Consider the following 18,367-nt stretch of genomic DNA (forward strand, 5'->3'; position numbering starts at 1 on the left):
GGAGACAGTAGTGCCAGCAAATCAATCACGGCCGCTCGAGGGCATTCGTGTACTGGACCTGACCGTGGCGCTTGCCGGGCCGTATGGCTCGTTGCTGCTTGGCGGGATGGGCGCGGAGGTGATCCGCGTGGAAGCGCCGGGCGGTGGCGACATTGCACGCACCAACCCGCCTTTCGTGGGCAGCCATGGCATCCACTTCGGCCAGCGTGAGGACGACGAGGTATCTCTGACGGTCCTGAACCGGGCCCGCAACAAGAAGAGCATTACGCTGGACCTGAAGTCCGAACAGGGTCGCGAGCTGTTCATGCGGCTGGCGCAGGAATGCGACGTGGTGCTGGAGAACTTCAGCGAGGGCACCACCGCCAAGCTCGGTGTCGACTACGAGCAGGTCAGGCAGCGGAACCCGCGCATCGTCTATGCGTCGATCAAGGCCATGGGGGAGCCCAGTGCCTTCCCCGGACTCAAGGGCATGGACATCATCGTCCAGGCCCTCAGCGGCCTGATGGAAGTGACCGGCTACGCCGACGGCCCGCCGACGCGCTGCGGTCTGCCGATCGCGGACCTGGTGGCGCCGATGTATACCGTCAACGGCATTCTGGCAGCACTGATCCACCGCGGCCGCACCGGCGAGGGACAGCGCGTGCAGGTGTCGATGCTGGATTGCCTGGCGTCGTGGGTCGCCGAAGAGCACTTTGACGTCATGGGGCGGGAAGGCTACCCGTCGCGCACCGGCAACTACCACGACCGGCTGGCGCCGTTCGGGGTGTACCCGACGCAGGAAGGGCATGTGGCGATCGTGGCGTTCCAGCCGGACTGGTTGCGCGGGCTGCTGGAGTCGATCGGCCAGCCCGATCTGCTCGACGACCCGCGCTTCAGCAGCCGTGGGCCGCGCATGCGCAATGCCTCGGTGCTGAACGAGGCGATCGCGGGTTGGACCAGCCAGCGCAGCACTGCCGATGTGGTGGCCGAGCTGCTCGACAAGCGCGGGGTACCCTGCGCGCCGGTGCGCAAGCCCAACGAGGTGCTGCACGACCGCCGCCTGCATGACAGCGGCGCGTTGATGAACCTTGCCCACCCCCAGTTCGGCCCGGTGGATGCCGTGGGCATGGGCTTGCCGATCCGGTTCTCGGCCACGCCTTCGCAGTTTGACAAGCCCGCGATGGCGCTGGGCGGCGCGAATGAAGAGATCTACGGGGGCTTGCTCAAGCTCAGTCGCGCAGAGATTGCGGCATTGCGCGAGGAGGGAGTCGTCTAAGCGGCCGCCCGACGGCAGCTTGTTTGCTCGCCTCTTCCATTGATGGGCGAGGCGAGCAAACCGCCTGCTTCTCACCGAACATAAAGGAGACAAGAACAATGATGTCACGCCGTACTTGCCTGCAGCTCTTGCCAGCGCTGGCCACGCTACCGCTTACGGCGCTCGCGCAGTCTTACCCGGCGCGCCCGGTCCGCATCATCGTACCGCTCAGCCCCGGGTCGGGTACGGACGTCGTTGCGCGCTACATGAGCAGCGAACTGTCCAAAGCGATGGGCGGCTCGTTCGTCGTCGAGAACCGTGCCGGTGCAAGCGGGGTCATCGGCACTGACTTTGTCGCCAAGGCACCCGCCGACGGCTACACCATCCTGTTCAATTACGCCGCCCACTACTCAAACCAGTTCGTCGACAAGACGCCATACGACGCGGTCAGTGACTTCGAGCCAATCGCGCGCCTGGCGACCTCGGCGATGGTGCTGGTCACGGCCGCCAATTCGCCGCTGCACACGGTGCGGGACCTGATCGCCGCCGCCAGGCGCAAGCCGGGCGGGCTGACCTACGGTTCGCCAGGCAACGGTACCACCCCACACATGGCGGCGGCCCTGATGAGCAACATGGCCGGTATCCAGATGACCCACGTTCCCTACAAGGCGCCGGCGCAGGTCGTGGTCGATGTGGCGGGCGGGCAGCTGGATGTCGGCTTCGGCGGTGTGGCGACATCGCTGCCACTGGTGAAGGCAGGGCGCCTGCGGGTGCTTGCGGTCACCAGCCTACGCCGGTCGAGCTATTTTCCGGACGCCCCCTCCCTGGATGAGGCTGGCCTGAAAGGCTATGCGCTGGAAACGCCGATCTGGGCGTTTGCCCGGCGCGGTACGCCGCAGGACATCGTCACGCAATTGTCTGGCGCCATGACCAAGGCTGCCGCCGCGCCCGCCTTCAAGGCGTTCTGTACCAGCCAGGGACTGGAGGTCGACATCCAGTCCGCCGCGCAAGCCCGCGCTGATGCACCGGCCGAACTCGAGCGCTGGAAGAAGCTCGTGGCACTCTCCCAGGTGAAGGCGGGGTGACGCGCCAAGGTTGAGGTTCTCTCCGGCAAATGGAGAGAGAACCCAGCCGGCAAGGGGGCGCAGAAGCGGCCGGCTTACGAAGCCACGGCCTGCGCCCGCCGCGCTGGCTTGCGCACCTCCCTGGGCCGCACCCCTTCAAACAGGATCGTGCACAGTTCGTCGATCACCTTTTCGGGCGAACCCTTCCTGGGGTTGAACCAGGTCTGCACCGAGGCAATCGTGCTCAGGACAAAGACCCGGCACAAGGCGATGTCGATGTCTTCGCGCAGGCGGCCCTCGGCGCGCAGGTCTTCCAGCATGCCGTTCCAGAAGTCCTGATGCTGGGCCCGTCGCTTGATTTGCCGCTCGCGCACCTTGTCCGGCAACTCTGCGAGCTGGCGCCCGTGCGCCAGCGTGTAGTCGCCATACTTGATCATCGCGCCGATAAGGCCGAGCAGGCCGGCGCGGAAACGCTGCTCGGCGTCGGCGCCGGCCGGGAGTGCCGCGATGCGCGCCCGCGTATGCGCAAAGATGCTTTGGGCCCCGTGCTCCATCACCGCTTCCAGCAATTCTTCCTTCGAGGAGAAGTGGTAATAGATGCTGGCCGCTTCGATGCCGGCCTGGTCGGCAATCCCGCGCATGGTCGTAGCGGCATAGCCTTGCGTGCCAAAGGCGCGTGCCGCGAGGCGCAACAGCTTCTCGCGGGTGTCCACGTTGGTGGCATTGACCTGGCGTTTTGTCATGGTAAGGGAGGGTCTGGAAGCGGCGTATGCGCCGTGGGGTTCGTCCTCATGGAAGTTACTCCATCGGGCGCTCAAAATCTACCTAACGTTTGTGAGAGGTGGCCGTGGCCCACCGCCCCCAGTCCGCCCTGGAGGAGGGCGGCAATTCACGCCGGGCGCGTCCGGCATTCGCGCCGTGTTCGTTTGCTGCGCGCTGCTTTGGAGATAATCCGGTACGACGCTTGGGGAAGGATGTGATGCGCTTTGATCTGGTCGATCTGAAACTGTTCACCCATATTGCGGAGGCCAAGAGCCTGACCGGCGGTGCACAACGCTCCCACCTGTCCCTGGCTGCGGCCAGTACCCGCATCAAGAACCTGGAGGAACACGTTGGCGTCAAGCTGCTGAGCCGCAGCAGCCAGGGCGTGAAAGTGACTGGAGCGGGGGAGACGCTGCTGGCCCACGCGCGCCGCGTACTCCGCCAGCTGGAGCAGTTGAGCGGCGATCTGCAGGAGTACGTGTCGGGCGTGAAGGGCCATGTGCGCGTCTTCGCCAACACCACGGCAATGAGCGAGTTCCTGCCGGCCTTGCTGCGCACCTACCTCGTAAACCATCCGGACGTGACCATCGATATGCACGAACGGCTGAGTCCGGACATCGTGCGCGCGGTGCAGGAGGGGATGGTGGACATCGGCATCATTGCCGGCAACGTGCGTACCGAAGGGCTGGAGGTCATGCCATACCGGCGCGACCGCCTGGTCCTTGCCACCGCGCTGAGCCACCCCCTGGCCGAGCACAACAGCGTGGATTTCATCGAGACGTTGGACTACGACTTCATCGGCCTGCCAGAAGCAAGCGCGATCCACAGTTTCCTCAAGCGGGCCGCCGCGGATTTGCAGCGTGAGTTGCGCTGGCGCGTCCAGGTCAGCAACTTCGAGACCGCCTGCCGGATGATCGAGGCGAATGTCGGCATCGGCGTGCTGCCGGAGAGCACTGCCGCCCGTCACGCGGGTACGATGGCGCTGCGGATCGTCCAACTCAACGACGAGTGGGCCGAGCGCAAGCTGCAGATATGCGTCGCGGACCTCGGCGCATTGCCGCTGTTTGCGCGCAAGCTGGTGGACCTGCTGGTCGAAGATGGCGTCGGGCGGCAGGACTGAAGGGCACCCAGATGCCCCACAGCTGAGAGTAGGTGAGGTCGCGACCAGTGCAGACGCGAACTCAGGACTCCTTCGACAGTTGCGCGATGCGCTTCCAGTGCGCGTCCTCCTTCGGCAAGTCAGCCAGGAACTGGCGGCGATCCGCGATATCAACGTACATCGACTGATGGGCGCAGAACTCCTCGAACGCGGGCGACTGGGCGATTCGTACCAGTTCTTCGGACAGGCGCTCGACGATGGGGGCCGGTGTCGCAGCGGGTGCCAGGGCGCCGATCCACGACGCGACCTGAAAGCCCGCAACCCCCGCTTGCGCCGATGTCGGGACATCGGCAATCTCGCCCCACCGCCCGGCGCTCGTGACGGCCAGACCGCGCAGCTTGCCCGCCTTGATCATCGGCACCACGCTGGGTGCACCCTGGCATGTAAAGTCCACCTGGCCGGCAATGACGTCGGTCACGGCCGGGCCGTTGCCCTTGTAAGGGATATGCCGCGCGCGCGTCTTCGTCAGGTCGTTCAGCATCACTGCGCAAAGATGAGAGGTGCTGCCCGCTCCGCCGGATGAGTAGGTGATCTCGCCCGGCTTGCGCTTCATTGCCGCGACCAGGTCGCTCAGGGTCTTGTAAGGCGAGTCGGCCTTGACCACGATGCCAAGCGCGGAGCTGCTCACCTTGGCAATCGGCACGAAGTCCTTGACCGGATCGAACGTGACCGGACCATCTGCGAACCACCGCGTGGTCAGGTGGGGAACACCGGCGAACAGCAGCGTGTAGCCGTCCCCGGGAGCCTTGGCGACGGTGTCCGTGCCGATGAGCCCGCCGGCACCAGCACGGTTATCCACCATGACCGGGGTTTTCAGGTTCTTTGCCAGTGCTTCGGCAACAAAGCGTGCAGTAATGTCGACCGCTGTGCCTGGAGAGGCTGGCACGACGATTCGAATCGGCCGCGACGGATATTGCTGCGCAAACGCTGCTGGCGCGCAGGCGATTGCCCCTAGTGACGCCAGTGATTTCAGGAAATGCCTTCTGCTAAACATAGTGCCTCCTCTCTTATGTCTCGAAGATAGGCGCGGCAGGTGGACTGGGCAATCGGCGCCGGTGCACCGTTCCGTGCTTTGAGAGCAGGCGCAGGGTTCACCTCTCAAAGCACGGAACGGCATGGGCTGGCGAGTTGAGTTCCACGGAGAGGGCGCGCACGATCGGCATGTGGCGGAAGTACGCGCCGCGGGCATCCGCGAGCCCGAGTCAGGCGGATCGGCCCCCCGACAATTCGGACCGCTCTCGCGCCCAATATAGGTGGCGCGCGGAAACCGGGCATAACTATCAGGAGACCATCGTGGGACCACTTGCTGGAGTGCGCATCGTGGAGCTGGCAGGCATCGGGCCGGCTCCCTTTTGCGCCATGTTGCTCGCCGATCTCGGCGCGACGATCATCCGCGTCGACCGCAAAGAGCCATCAGGGCTCGGCCTGTCACGGCCGCTGCAATTTGATCTGGTGCTGCGCAACCGAAAGTCGATCCAGGTCGACTTGAAGGATCCGGCTGAGCTGGAACTGGTTCGCACGCTGATCGACAAGGCGGACGCACTGATCGAGGGATTCCGCCCCGGTGTCACCGAGCGGCTCGGACTGGGGCCTGATGCCTGCCTCTCGCGCAATCCGAGACTGGTGTACGGCCGGCTGACAGGCTGGGGCCAGGACGGCCCGCTGGCCCAGACGGCGGGGCACGATATCAACTACATCGCGATCACCGGACTGCTTAATGCGATCGGGCGTGAGGGCCAGCCGCCGACGGTACCGCTCAATGTCGTCGGCGACTATGCCGGCGGCTCGGTCTATGCCGCACTCGGCATCGTGAGCGCCATCCTGGAGGCGCGTACCTCCGGTAAGGGTCAAGTCGTCGACGCGGCAATCGTCGACGGCGTGGCGTCGCTGCTGACTGTACATACCGGGCTGCGCGCGGCCGGCCTGACCGGATCGGAGCGAGGCACCAACCTGCTGGACTCGGGCGCACCCTTCTACGATGTCTACGAGTGTGCCGACGGCAAGTACGTGTCGATCGGTCCGATCGAGCCCAAGTTCTACCAGCAGCTGCTCGAACGGCTTGAGTTGGATGCGTCCGCGCTGGGCAAGCAGGCGGACCGTGCCGACTGGCCGGTCGCTCGCCACGTGTTTGCTGCGCAGTTCAGGACGCGGACCCGCGCGCAGTGGACCGAACTGCTCGAAGGCAGCGATGTGTGCTTCGCACCAGTGCTCGACCAGGAGGAGGCCTTTGAACATCCGCACCTGAAGGCGCGCGGCACCTTTGTCGAGGTGGATGGCGTAGTGCAGCCGCGCCCGGCGCCGCGTTTTTCGCGTACCAGACCGGCTGATCCGGTTCCCCCGGCTGCGGCCACCCCGGAGAACGCTGCACTGGCGCTGGCGGAATGGCTTTCCAAAGAGGAACTCGAAAAGTTTACCGTCGGCCTCGTCCAGAAGGGGGCAACGCGATGATGACACGCCGTACCTTCCTGCAGTCGCTGCCGGCGCTGGCGGCTATCCCGGCATCATTTCCGGCTTCAGTGCTCGCACAGGCTTATCCCTCCCGCCCCGTGCGAATCATCGTGCCCGTCAGCCCTGGCTCGGGCAGCGATGTCGTGGCGCGCTATATGAGCGCCGAGCTGACGAAGGCCCTGGGCTCTGCATTTGTCGTGGAGAACCGCCTTGGCGCGAGCGGGATCATCGGAACGGATTTCGTGGCCAAGGCGGCACCGGACGGCTACACGCTGCTGTGCACCTATGCCGCGCACTATTCGAACCAGTGGGTCGAGAAGACGCCATACGATGCGGTCAGGGACTTCGAGCCGGTCGCGCGGCTGGGCATGTCGGCGCTGCTGCTGACGACCGCGGCCAATTCGCGGTTCCGCACGGTGCAGGATGTCATCGCGGCGGCGAAGCGCAAGCCCGGGAGCGTGTCATTCGGGTCTTCCGGAAATGGCACCACGTCGCACATGGCCGCGGCGCTGATGAGCAGCATGGCCGGCATTGAGATGACCCACGTCCCTTACAAGGGGCCGGCGCAGGTCGCGGTCGATACGGCGAGCGGCCAAATCGACATCGGCATCGGGGGCGTGGCTTCGTCGCTGGCTCTGGTCAAGGCGGGACGCTTGCGTGTGCTAGCTGTCACCAGCCTGCAGCGCTCGAGCCAGCTACCGGCTGTCGTGACGATGGACGAGGCCGGGCTAAAGGGCTATGAGCTGATCTCGCCGATCTGGGTCATGGCGCCGCGGGGCACGCCGCCTGCCATAGTCTCGCAGTTGTCCAGGGCCATGACCGCGGCGGCTGCGACGCCCGCTTTCAAGTCCTACTGCATCGGGCAGGGCCTGGAGGTCGATATCGCGGATGCCGCTGCGGTGCGCGCCAGTGCGCCGGCTGAACTGGAACGTTGGAAAAAGTTGGTGGCCCTGACGGAAGCCAAGTCAAAGGCCGGCTGAAAGCCGGCCGATAAGTCTCCGACAAGGAGAGCGAGCCGAGCCAGGGTCGGCTCGCTTGCCTTATGACGAAAACGCCGGTGGCTACACCAGTCGCAGGATCTCCTCATCAGGCGCCCGGCTCGTCCTGAAGCTGTTCGCCGCATGATCGGGATCCGCGTGGCCAAACGAAATCGCGCAGATCATCTTCCGGTCGTCGCCAATGCCAAAGTGCGAGCGCACGAACCTGGCATGCCGTGCCAGCGCCCCCTGCGGCGTGGTGGCAACACCATGCGCGTGCGCGGCCAGCAGGAACGATGCGATAAACCCGCCGCAATCGACAGCGGCGTACGGCCCGAGATCCGCGGCCATCGTGACAATCGCCACATGCGGCGCCCCGAACAGCCTGAAATTCTCGAAGCCCTGGCTGGCGCGGCGCTCCCGGTCGTGGCGTTCGATGCCCAGCGCTTCATAGAGCCGGTAACCCGTTTCCTGCCTGCGCTGAGCGTGGACGCCGCGATATTCCTCAGGAAATGGCAGGTCCGAATCGACCTCGGGTGAGCCGGCGGCGTGCTCGACCAGCGCATTGCGAAACTGCTCCGTGGTCGCCTGCGAGCCGATGACCAGATGCCAGGGCTGCACGTTGCACCAGGATGCGCTCTTCTTGGCAACGTTGACGATGCTTCGGATCATCGCATCCGGCACGGCTTTGTCGAGGTATGCGCGGCACGTGAAGCGCTCGGACATCAGTCTTGCGAGGGTGTCGACGTCGCTCCCGGGCGGGCTGCTGGCGGGGTGTTGCTGCATTGCTGATCTCCTGACTATCATGAGCGGCGACCTGGCCCACTGTGCCGGGTCGGCGCGCTTACTGCCTAATGCCATGACTACTTAGTGCGTCATCGCCATCAGATCTGCAGCCTTGATGCGCGGATCCATCTTCCTGAGCGTGGCCAACAGCGTCTGCGCCCGGGTTTCGCCAAGCACGTCAACCGTCAGCTCCATGAATTTCGTGTCCTGCTCGGCTTCCGACATGGGGTTCGCCAGGGAGCCGATCGGATCTTCCACGAACACATGCTCGGACGTGCCATCGCGGAAGGTCACGGTGACATCGGCAACGAACTTGCCCGGGTAGCGCTGCTCGAGTTCCGGCGCCTCGGTAATGCCGATGCCGCGCGCCACTTCCTTCACGAGGCCCATGTCGAGCTTGCCGTCCAGGTAGTCGCGATGCACCTTGTAGCCATTGCCCATGCCGAGCACGGCGAATGCCATCTGCGTTGGCAGGCTGAACTGGACGTGCTCGATGTTCTTCGGCTCGTACGCGTTGGCGTTGGCGGTGCCGACCACCACGTTGAAGGCGGGGTGGATGCGGGCCTGGATATCGGCGATGTCGGCGCGGCGACCGGCGAACGGGCGGATCGCGTCGATGTATGCATGGGTGCAATAGCAGGCGCAGTACGCCTTGAGCCAGACCGTGCCGATTTCGAACGGCTGGTCAAGGCGGAACCGTTCCTCGGCCCGATCGCCAGGGCCACGCTGCAGGAAGGTGCGGAAGAAGCCCTTGTTGCCGCTCAGGAACGCGCGCGGTCCGGTGATGCCAGCTTGCGCCATGTCCGCGGAGATCATGCCGCTGCGCGTGCCAATGCCCGCATGCACGCGCTTGACCGAGCCGCCGGTGGAGGTGTACTCGGTGGTGCCGGCCGCATGGCTCAGTGCGATGGAGAGCGCGTGCAGGGTGGTTTCCGCATCGAACTTGCGCAACTTGGCCGAGACTGCCGCGGCGCCGAAGCTGGACAGTACGCCATGCGGGTGATAGCCGCGCTTGAGCAGGTCCGGCGCCGCCAGCACGCCGATCCGGGTGTAGACCTCGTAGCCGGCCACGATCGCGGTAATGACTTCCTCCAGGGTCGAACCCAGTTCCTCACCGATCGCGAGCGCCGCGGGAATCACGCAACTGCCGGGATGGCTGGCGCTGGCGCCGTGGGCGTCGTCATACTCGAAGCCATGACCATAGGCGCCATTGACGAAGGCGGCGTCCGCGGCACTCATTGTGGCGGTGCTGGCGGCAACCCGGCTGCGCCCGGGTCGTTGCTGTGCGGTGGCGAAGGCCAGCACCTGGTGCGACCACGGCATCTGCGAGGTGCCGATCTGCAGCGCGAGCTGGTCGCGCATGAGGCGGCTTACCCCGGCATGCGCCGGCGCGTCGAGCTGATCGGAGGTCAGCTCGAGAATCATGCGAACCACTGCCTGCTCAAGGGGTGGGCAGTTGGCCGGCGAACTGGAATCGGGTTGGCTGGTAGTCACAGAAGCGTCCCTGAGGAAATTGTCGTGGATGCATCGCTCGTTTGACGAGCGATGTGCATTGGCTTGGCGACCAGATTCCTCGCAAGCATCGGGCGTGTCAATTCGAGGCGGGCTCCGGTTCCGTACACTGAGCGGATGCCGCGCCCCGGGTGACGGGGTTATTCGCCGGATGGTTCCGGAAATCGAAAACAAGAGCCTTTGCATCAAGCGTGTACGCGCCTGGGCCGCGGCAGTGCCGGCTCACCGGACATGACGGTATACTCGCGGGGGGATTCGGCCTGAGTAGCGCGATGCTGCTGCGCAGCATGCGCATGCCGCCCGGCCCGGCAGCAGACCGGCGCCAGAAATAAAGGAGACACCATGAGCACGCTGAGCGTGCATGGCCTGACCCGGCGGGTCGACCTGTTTACCCTGCGGCTGTTCCTGACCGTGGTGGAAGAGCGCCAGATCCGCCGCGCCGCCATCCGCGAGAACATTGCCGCTTCCGCGGCAACCAAGCGCATCCAGGACCTGGAAGATATCGCGGGCGTGCAGTTGTTCGAGCGCAATCCCGGCGGCGTGGCGCCGAGTGCGGCCGGCGAAGTCCTCGCGCGCCATCTGCGCCTGCTGTTCGATAATCTGGAGGACATGCGCCGGGAACTCGGCGAGTTCTCCGAAGGCGTTCGTGGCCACGTCACTGTGGGCACTACAGGCGCCGTCATCATCCAGTACCTGGCGCGCGAGATCGGCGAGTTTTCCCGCAACTTCCCGCTGGTCGAGCTGGAGCTGAAACAGGACGCCAACACGAATCTGGTGCGTTCTGTGTTGGCGGGTGATGTCGACCTGGCGGTGTATATCGTCAGCCCCGATATCGATGATGGACCGCTGGACAGCCTCCCGTATCGCGTCGACCGTCTGGTCGCGCTGGTACCCCATGGCCACGCGCTTGGCGAGCAACCCGAGGTGGCGTTGGAAGACCTGATCCGCGAGCCGTTCATCGCCATGCACCCGAACACCACGCTGATGTCCGACGTCAACCGCGCGGCGCGCGAGATCGGCCAGGTAGTGCATCCCAAGTTCACGATCAATGGTCCCGAGGCGGCGCGCAGCCTGGTTGAGGCGGGCCTTGGCGTGACAATCCTGCCGGAGTGCATGGTCTCGCTAGAAGCCAGTACACGCTCGACGGTGCTGCGGATTCCCGAACCATGGACGATCCGCAGCGTGCGGATCGGCACGCGCCGCGGCAAGGCGATCACGGCGGCGACACGCGCGCTGATCCGCCAGTTGACCGAGCAGCCTGAGCCGGCGTCATCCTGAGTCCGCCGTCCGGCACACCTGAATGCCGGATCGCGGATGGCGAAGCGCCCCGTCGCGGAACACCACTTGGCGCATCGCCGCCTGCTGATTACCCTTGAAGCGTAATGGGACGCTGCGTCGTGGCATGCACATGCAAGTCCCGTCTTTCAAGGGAATGCACCCATGCCCGACGCCGCGAGCGGCCGTTATTTCGAGGACTTTGTCATTGGCAGCGCCTGCCGGCATGCCATCCGCAAGACCATCTCGGAGGCCGATAGCCTTCTGTTCAGCACGCTGACCTATGGCATGGAGCCATTGCACGTGGACCAGGCGTATGCCGAAGCCGCGGCATATGGCATGCGTGCCGTCAACAGCATCCTCCTGCTGGGGCTGGCAAGCGGCATCTGTGCGGCCGGACTGGAACGGAGCTTGGTGTCAGGCACCATTGCCTTCAGCGACGTGCGATTCACGCGGCCAGTCTTCATCGGCGACACCATCCATGTTGAAAGCGAGGTGCTGGACAAGCACGACGATCCCGCCCGCGCCGACGCCGGCTTGGTCGAGCTGGAGCGTCGCGCCTATAACCAGCGCAACGAGGTGGTGGCCAAGTTTCGCTGCCTGCAACGGTTGCCGAGACGCTATCCGGCAGGCTGAACCCACCCATGCATCGCCGATTCGCGCAACGCGAATCGGTGGTTCGCCAGTCACCACTTGAGTGAAACCGTCTGACCCACCTAGCATCAAGGCCACGGGATTCCCAAAAATTTTTTGCTGTTTATCTAACGATTGTAAGGCCACAATCATTACCAGGAGACGAGGATGAGTATGAGTGCCATGAAACCGATGCGATCCATGATGTTCGTACCGGGCAACAAGCCGGGCTGGATTGAAAAATCGGTGGCAGCCAAAGCGGATGCGCTGATCCTGGATTTGGAGGACAGCGTGCCGCCGGCCCAGAAGGCCGAGGCGCGTGAGATCGTCAAGTCCAGGCTGGACTGGCTGGCAGGGCAGAAACCGCGCATCTGGGTGCGCATCAATCGCAGCGCACATCTATATGACTTCGATGACATCCTGGCCATCGTCAATCCTGTGGTCGAAGGCATCGTGATCTCCAAGCCCTGCGGGCCCGAGGACATCCATACCGTCTCGTCCATGCTGGCTGAGGCAGAGTACCGCGCCGGCGTGCCGGTCGGCCACACCCGGGTGATTCCGCTGCTGGAGACCGCCCGCTCGCTGCAATACGCCTACGAGATCGCCCAGCACGAGCGCGTGCCCGCCATCGTCGGCGCCACGGCCAAGAACGCTGACGTGGCCCGTGCCCTCAAGACAGTCTGGTCGCTCGAAGGACGCGAGACCCTGTACCTGAAATCGCGCATCGTCATGGCCGCGCGCGCCGCGGGCAAGCTGCCCATCGGCGGCGTATGGCAGCAGGTGCATGACCTGGAAGGGCTAAAGGTCTCGTCTGCCAACGACCGCCAACTGGGCATGAGCGGTGAACTAGTGCTGCACCCCTCCAACGTCGAGATCGTCAACCAGACCTACAGTCCCACCGAGGAAGAAGTGGCCTTCTACCAGGGAATGATCGATGCACTGGAAAAGTCCCAGGCCGAGGGCCGTGCCTCGTGCATTTATGACGGCGAGCACATCGACATCGCACATGTGAAGACGGCGCGCGAAATTATCGAGCTCGCACGCTCGTTCAACAGCTGATTGCGACCACTCAAGGAGATAGAAAAATGGCAGGCCTTTACTTCGAAGAATTCAAGCCAGGCATGGTGATCGAGCACGCCATCCGCCGCACCGTAACCGAGACCGACAACGTCCTGTTCTCGGCCATGACCTACAACTGTGCACCGCTGCACATCGACGCCGAATACAGCAAGAACACGTTCTACGGCCAGCGCCTGGTCAACAGCATGTTCCTGCTGGCGCTGGTGGCCGGCATCACGGTGTACGAGACCACGCTGGGCACCACACTGGGCAACCTGGGCTTTGGCGAGATTGCTTTCCCCAAGCCCACCTTCCACGGCGACACCATCCGCGTCGAAACCGAGATCATCGAAACCCGCATCTCCAAGAGCCGCACAGACTCTGGCATCGTCACCTTCAAGCACGTTGCCAGGAATCAGCGCGACGAAATCGTCTGCACTGCCGTGCGCACCGGCCTGATGATGCTGCGTCCTGCCGACAAGGCCTGATTTCATACCTGCAGGAGTATTGCGATGGACTACCAACTCAGCGCCGATCAGCTCGCCATTGTCGATGCAGCGGAAAAGATCTGCGCGGACTTCCCGCTCGAATACTGGCGGAACAAGGACAAGAATCACGAGTTTCCGCACGAATTCTTCGAGGCCGTTGCCAGCGGCGGATGGCTCGGAATCTGCATGCCCGAGGAATTCGGCGGCGCGAACCTTGGCGTAACCGAAGCCGCGCTCTTCCTGCGTACCGTGGCTGAGTGCGGCGGGCAGGCGGCAGCTTCCACCATCCACATGAACATCTTCGGCTTGCAGCCGGTGGTGCATTTCGGCACCGAGGCGCAGAAGAAGGCCTGGTTGCCGGCCTTTGGCCGTGGCGAGAACAAGGCCTGCTTCGCGGTCACCGAGCCGGACACCGGCCTTGATACCACCAAGCTCAAGGTGGTGGCGAAGAAGCAGCCCGATGGAAACTACCTGCTCTCGGGCAAGAAAGTCTTCATCTCGACCGCGCAGGTCGCCGACCACATGCTGATTCTCGCGCGCACCACGCCGATCGAGGACGTCAAGAAGCACGGCGAAGGATTGAGCCTGTTCTACACCAAGCTTGACCGGAAATATGTCCAAATCCGGGAGATCGACAAGCTTGGCCGTGCCGCTGTCGACACCAACGAATTGTTCATCGACGATCTGCCGGTGTCCAAGGACTCCCTGATCGGTGAAGAAGGGAAGGGCCTCAAGTATATCTTCCACGGCATGAACGCCGAGCGTGTCTTTGTTGCCGCCGAGCAGGTCGGTATCGGCCGCGCCGTGCTCAAGCTTGCCACGCAATACGCCAAGGAGCGCGTCGTCTTCGGACGTCAGATCGGCAAGAACCAGGGTGTCCAGCATCCGCTGGCCCGCAACTGGGCGGAGCTCGAGGCTGCCAACCACATGCTGCTCGCCGCTGCCGACCTCTACGACAAAGGACTCTCCTGCGGCTCCGAGGCAAACGCGGCGAAGCTGCTGGCATCCGAAGCCTGCATGAATGCCTGCCAGACCTCGATTCTCACGCATGGCGGCTTCGGCTACGCGAAGGAGTATCACGTGGAGCGATTCATGCGCGAAGCCTGGATTGGCTACATTGCGCCCGTCACCCCGCAGCTTATCCTTTCGAACATTGCCGAGCGCAAGCTCGGACTGCCAAAGTCGTACTGAGGTTCCGGGCAGGCAGTTGGAATAACGGCTCGGCCCAATGAAGGCCGGGCCGGAAAAGATGGAGACAGCCATGGCAACCATTCAGGCGGTGAAGCAATCGAACCGTGATATCCACAAGGATGACGTGCGGGTGGTGCCGCTGGCCCGCGGCCTGGCCGTGCTGGCTGCGTTCAGCGCCGAGCATCCGTGGATGGGCAACCAGGAGATTGCCGCGGAGACCGACATTCCGGCGCCTACCGTGTCCCGGATGCTGCATTCTCTGGCAGCACTGGGCTATTTGCGCTACGACGGGAGCCGGCGCAAGTACCGGCTTGCCTCGGCCGCATTGACCCTGGGCTACGCGGCCGTCTCGAGCGACAGCGTGCAACGCGCCGCCCGCATCGAGATGCAGAAATTTGCCGACGCCAGCGATACCCATGTCATCCTGGGTGCGCGCGACCGGCTCGATGTCATTGTCAGCGAATCGCAGGTTGGCAAGAACGCCTGTCTCGATACCCACCTTGCTGCCGGGATCCGCGTGCCGATCGCTTCGTCCCCGATGGGCTGGGCGCTGCTCGCAGCATTGCCGGAACGGGAGCGTTTCTACCTCCAGAGCAACGTCGAACGCAAGAGCGGCCGTGACTGGCCTTTGCTGCGCAGGCAGATGGCCGAGGGCATGTCACAGCTCCACCAGTACGGGTTCTGCATGTCGCCATGCGGGCGCGAACTGGCTTCGGTTGCGGTGCCTGTCAGCGTGCCGGGACATCCGTCGGTGGTGCTTGCCAGCGTTGGCCGCAGCGCGGGTATGAATCGCGCCAGGATGGAGCGGGAACTGGGTCCGAGGCTCGCTGCGACGGCACATGCCTTGGAGGAGCGCTTGAGCACCCATCACTAGTGCCGCAGTGGCGCCCTCAAAGGCGCCGCGGATTGACCGTCAGATCTGCGTATCAACATCCCGCAGCAGTTCCACGAGATCGGCAGCTGCGGCTTTCAGCACAGGCGCGAGGCGTTCGGTGATGGCTGCCATGTCTGGCTCCAACTCAACAGCGCCACAGCTCAGCGACATCAGTGTGGCCGAACGTCCCACCGTGACAGGGAGGGCAATCCCGTAAGCATTGCGCTGATACTTGCCCAGGGAAGTGCAGACCCCGAGGGTCTGAAGTTCCTGGAAGGCCCCAGCGATGCCGCGTTCGAGTTCGGCGATGCGCGCGCCGTCCACGCGCTTGAGGGATTCCAGGTATCCATGGCGAGCTTCTGGGCGCAAGCCCCACAGCCAGGCGCGGCCGGTCGCCGTCCAGCCCATCGGCAGCAGCGAGCCAACGCCGAGGCGTAGCGTTCCAATGCGCGAACTGGTTCGATGTGCGATATAGAGCATGTCGAGCTGATCAGGCACGGCAAGGGCGACCGACACATTAAGCCGGTCCGCCAGCTCCTGCAGTAAGGGATTCACGCGATCGGTGACTGGGTTGGTTTCCAGGTAGGTGTCCCCGATGTGGAGGGAGGCCGGGGCCAGCTCGAACTGCGTGCTGCCGGCAACGCGGCGCAGGAAGCCCAGCGCGATCAGGGTGGTGGTCAGGCGCGACACCGTCGCTTTTGGCAGGCCGGTGCGCTTGACGATCTCGCTGTTTGTGAGCGAGGCACGCTCGGCACGGAAGGCGCGAAGCACATGAAGGCCCCGTTCCAAGGTCATCGTGATCTGTGCGGGACGTGTCATGAATGTGTTGCGCTTTCAGCGTACCAGTCCGGGAGGGTGCTTGTCTGATCTCTTGTCGGCGCCGTCGTGCGCGGCGTTTTCCATACCACTGGAATCGATGGTAGAGGCGGCAACCGCACGGCTCAAATGCCAATTCACGAGCCGGCGATTGCCGGAACGCGAACGGTATTCGCGGGGAGCGAATCATGGTTTCGCCGATTATCCTTTGATGCGATGCGGTACGGCTTATCCGAGTCCAGTATCCGTCCTGCCCTGGTGCCGGGCCGCCCGTCTATCGCGATGGCATCCGCCGCCGCGACCAATAAGGAGCAGTGGGCTAGGGACGTTGCATTTGGTATCCCGACTCCGTGCTCGAGGCGGTGATTCCATCCGAAAACCACTCGGCATCGATCGCCTTCAGCATCTCGCCATGCGTAATCTGTTGGCCCATGCGCCCTCGCAGGATGTAACGGTGCTCGAAGGAGCCGGCGCCGCGCTGCATCACCGTCGCGCGGAAGGCTTCGATGTACTCAGGGCCGAAATGGCTGTTGAAGGTGTTGAACAGGACGACGCGCTTGCCGTCGAAGCGGTTGTTTTCCGCGAAGGCCCACATGGGCGGAGCCGGGCTGTAGAGCCAGACAGGCGAGCCGAGATAGACCGTGTCGAATTGCGTCAAGTCGATGGTGCGCGGCGTGATGTCCGCCACGTGCCCGCGCGCGTCGTTCATCGCATGTACCCAACCCGCCAGGCCAAGTGCATAGTCGGTCGAGTGCAGCTGGAAAAGTCGGGCGTTCAGCCGCTGCGCCACATGGCGTGCGGCCAGCCCGGTGTTGCCCGAGCGAGAGAAGTACACCACCGCAGTCTGTGGCGCGCCTGGCGATTCTCGATCCAGGTGACCGTGATCAGCACCAGTGCCGCAGCGACCAGGGCCAGCCCCAGTGCGATGAATAGCCATTGCATGATGGACATCGGTTTTCTCACATTTGCGGCCATCGTGACAGGATTTCATCCGTACAGGCTTACATGAAATATGGCTTGTCGCTATCGCTGTCTGGCTTGCTCACGCCGAGGTTGGCGCCGGAATGCAACTGGGGCGATTCGATGACCTTCACGATCAGATCCGCTACGCTCTTGCGCGACACCACGGTACCTTTGAAAGGCTCATGGCGCTCAGTCAACTCGTAGTCCACCTCATCCTCGTCGGTCAGCCAGGCCGGACGCAGGATGGTGTAATCCAGGCCCGAGGCTTCGATGGCGTCGGCGGCGCGGCGGAACGGCTTGAGGTCTTCACCGACGGTGGCCCGGTTCCCGCATAAGCGGGCTTTTTTTGCGTCCGCATTTTCCGCGCAAACCGTATTTCCTCATGCGCACACATTCGTATGCGGATGTGCGGCCACACCCTATATTTTGCATTCTTAATTTGTATGCAAAACGGAGGGTGGTGCGTGAAGTCCGAGAACACAAGGCGCAGTCACGCCATGGCGCTTGCCGGCGTGCTGGCGGCGACGGATTCGCGCACCGGCGTGGTCGCCCATTTGTCGGGCGAGAAGGTGCGCCCCGGGCTGAAGGGGCGCGCGGCGTTTCTCCATGGCGTGCGCAGCGTGGTGCCTGGCCTGCCGGCACTCACGACCTTCTGCGGCAACCAGCACGATCCGGCGTTGGCCGCCGACGCGGTTGCCGCGCAGGCCCGCGCCGGTGCCGATATCGTCTTTGCGATGATCGACGGCGGCCGCGACGGTGCCATCGCCGCCTGCCGTGCCGCGGGCATCCGCCAGATCGGCAACGTGGTCGACTGGACCAGCAGGCATCCCGATGTCTTCCTGGCTTCCGCGGTGGCCGACAGCGGCTTGTGCGTCGAGCAGGCGATCGGGGATTTCGAACGGGACCAAATTGCGTGGGGAACCACCCGCAGCTTCGGGCTGGAAGCGCCGGCGGCCGTCCGCCTTGCCCTGGGCCGCGATGTCAGCCAGGCCGCGCGCGCGGCGATCGACCACTGGAGCCAGCGGTTGCTCGATGGCGGCGTGGCCGTGGCGCAGGGCTATGACGGGCCGGAGTTTGCGGTGGCGGGCACGCCCACGGTTGCTTAGCCGCGCCGGACGGGAGGCAC

The 18,367-nt window shown here is 64.2% G+C and carries 18 protein-coding genes and 1 pseudogene; 12 read left to right on the plus strand and 7 right to left on the minus strand.

All coding sequences use genetic code 11. The features are described 5' to 3' along the window. The first annotated feature begins 10 nt into the window (after window positions 1-10). Window positions 11-1,255 carry a CaiB/BaiF CoA transferase family protein gene (locus AC3WLE_RS16765; RefSeq protein ID WP_492318981.1) on the plus strand — a complete coding sequence of 415 codons (1,245 nt, stop codon included), beginning with the start codon at window positions 11-13 and terminating at the stop codon, window positions 1,253-1,255. A 98-nt stretch (window positions 1,256-1,353) separates the two neighbouring features. Further along, a complete protein-coding gene (locus AC3WLE_RS16770; protein ID WP_492355855.1) occupies window positions 1,354-2,319 on the plus strand; it encodes a tripartite tricarboxylate transporter substrate binding protein in 966 nt (321 codons plus the stop codon). Between the two features lie 74 nt (window positions 2,320-2,393). On the opposite strand, the gene AC3WLE_RS16775 is transcribed toward AC3WLE_RS16770, so the two are convergent. Further along, complete coding sequence (locus AC3WLE_RS16775) at window positions 2,394-3,041, minus strand: TetR/AcrR family transcriptional regulator (RefSeq protein ID WP_454739885.1); 648 nt, start codon at window positions 3,039-3,041, stop codon at window positions 2,394-2,396. Window positions 3,042-3,277: 236 nt separating this feature from the next. Between AC3WLE_RS16775 and AC3WLE_RS16780 the strand changes: the two genes are divergently transcribed. Continuing rightward, the gene (locus AC3WLE_RS16780; protein ID WP_492355854.1) at window positions 3,278-4,180 is read left to right on the plus strand and encodes a LysR family transcriptional regulator; all 903 of its coding nucleotides are present in this window, start codon (window positions 3,278-3,280) and stop codon (window positions 4,178-4,180) included. A 61-nt stretch (window positions 4,181-4,241) separates the two neighbouring features. Here AC3WLE_RS16780 and AC3WLE_RS16785 read toward each other — a convergent pair whose 3' ends face one another. Continuing rightward, window positions 4,242-5,213: a Bug family tripartite tricarboxylate transporter substrate binding protein gene (locus AC3WLE_RS16785; RefSeq protein ID WP_492352529.1), complete on the minus strand. Its 972-nt coding sequence runs from the start codon at window positions 5,211-5,213 to the stop codon at window positions 4,242-4,244. A 299-nt stretch (window positions 5,214-5,512) separates the two neighbouring features. On the opposite strand from AC3WLE_RS16785, the gene AC3WLE_RS16790 reads away from it, so the two are divergent. Together AC3WLE_RS16790 and AC3WLE_RS16795 are read left to right on the plus strand one after the other, a co-directional pair. Continuing rightward, window positions 5,513-6,667 (plus strand): CaiB/BaiF CoA transferase family protein, encoded by a 1,155-nt coding sequence (locus AC3WLE_RS16790; RefSeq protein ID WP_492318985.1) that lies wholly within the window; start codon window positions 5,513-5,515, stop codon window positions 6,665-6,667. After that, window positions 6,664-7,647 carry a Bug family tripartite tricarboxylate transporter substrate binding protein gene (locus AC3WLE_RS16795; RefSeq protein WP_492355853.1) on the plus strand — a complete coding sequence of 328 codons (984 nt, stop codon included), beginning with the start codon at window positions 6,664-6,666 and terminating at the stop codon, window positions 7,645-7,647. Before AC3WLE_RS16790 ends, AC3WLE_RS16795 begins: the two co-directional genes overlap by 4 nt. Before the next feature lie 81 nt (window positions 7,648-7,728). On the opposite strand, the gene AC3WLE_RS16800 is transcribed toward AC3WLE_RS16795, so the two are convergent. After that, entirely contained in the window at window positions 7,729-8,430 is a 702-nt protein-coding gene (locus AC3WLE_RS16800; RefSeq protein WP_492355852.1) for a nitroreductase, read from the minus strand. 81 nt (window positions 8,431-8,511) lie between these two features. Continuing rightward, a complete protein-coding gene (locus tag AC3WLE_RS16805) occupies window positions 8,512-9,855 on the minus strand; it encodes an MmgE/PrpD family protein (RefSeq protein ID WP_492355851.1) in 1,344 nt (447 codons plus the stop codon). Between the two features lie 429 nt (window positions 9,856-10,284). On the opposite strand from AC3WLE_RS16805, the gene AC3WLE_RS16810 reads away from it, so the two are divergent. From AC3WLE_RS16810 to AC3WLE_RS16835, 6 genes are all read left to right on the plus strand, one after another. Next, window positions 10,285-11,220 carry a LysR family transcriptional regulator gene (locus AC3WLE_RS16810; RefSeq protein WP_492352533.1) on the plus strand — a complete coding sequence of 312 codons (936 nt, stop codon included), beginning with the start codon at window positions 10,285-10,287 and terminating at the stop codon, window positions 11,218-11,220. 162 nt (window positions 11,221-11,382) lie between these two features. Then, complete coding sequence (locus AC3WLE_RS16815) at window positions 11,383-11,853, plus strand: MaoC family dehydratase (protein WP_492318988.1); 471 nt, start codon at window positions 11,383-11,385, stop codon at window positions 11,851-11,853. Between the two features lie 180 nt (window positions 11,854-12,033). After that, window positions 12,034-12,909, plus strand: a complete 876-nt coding sequence (locus tag AC3WLE_RS16820) for an HpcH/HpaI aldolase/citrate lyase family protein (protein WP_375790502.1) — start codon at window positions 12,034-12,036, stop codon at window positions 12,907-12,909. 26 nt (window positions 12,910-12,935) lie between these two features. Then, window positions 12,936-13,397 (plus strand): MaoC family dehydratase, encoded by a 462-nt coding sequence (locus AC3WLE_RS16825; protein WP_183300181.1) that lies wholly within the window; start codon window positions 12,936-12,938, stop codon window positions 13,395-13,397. Between the two features lie 24 nt (window positions 13,398-13,421). Next, the gene (locus AC3WLE_RS16830; RefSeq protein WP_492318989.1) at window positions 13,422-14,588 is read left to right on the plus strand and encodes an acyl-CoA dehydrogenase family protein; all 1,167 of its coding nucleotides are present in this window, start codon (window positions 13,422-13,424) and stop codon (window positions 14,586-14,588) included. 70 nt (window positions 14,589-14,658) lie between these two features. Beyond that, window positions 14,659-15,462, plus strand: coding sequence for an IclR family transcriptional regulator (locus tag AC3WLE_RS16835; RefSeq protein WP_492318990.1), 804 nt, complete (start codon window positions 14,659-14,661; stop codon window positions 15,460-15,462). Window positions 15,463-15,501: 39 nt separating this feature from the next. Here the strand turns inward: AC3WLE_RS16835 and AC3WLE_RS16840 are convergent, their stop codons facing one another. The 3 genes and pseudogenes from AC3WLE_RS16840 to AC3WLE_RS16850 all read right to left on the minus strand — a co-directional run. Next, entirely contained in the window at window positions 15,502-16,281 is a 780-nt protein-coding gene (locus tag AC3WLE_RS16840; RefSeq protein WP_492318991.1) for an IclR family transcriptional regulator, read from the minus strand. A 316-nt stretch (window positions 16,282-16,597) separates the two neighbouring features. After that, window positions 16,598-17,113 (minus strand): flavodoxin family protein, encoded by a 516-nt coding sequence (locus AC3WLE_RS16845; RefSeq protein ID WP_492352536.1) that lies wholly within the window; start codon window positions 17,111-17,113, stop codon window positions 16,598-16,600. 166 nt (window positions 17,114-17,279) lie between these two features. After that, window positions 17,280-17,558, minus strand: a pseudogene (locus AC3WLE_RS16850) (NAD(P)H-binding protein); the annotation flags it as partial. A 180-nt stretch (window positions 17,559-17,738) separates the two neighbouring features. Here AC3WLE_RS16850 and AC3WLE_RS16855 point away from each other — a divergent pair. Next, window positions 17,739-18,347: a BMP family lipoprotein gene (locus AC3WLE_RS16855; RefSeq protein ID WP_492355850.1), complete on the plus strand. Its 609-nt coding sequence runs from the start codon at window positions 17,739-17,741 to the stop codon at window positions 18,345-18,347. The last annotated feature ends 20 nt before the right edge of the window (window positions 18,348-18,367 follow it).

The organism is Cupriavidus sp. FW306-1B-F12B, from assembly GCF_058781795.1.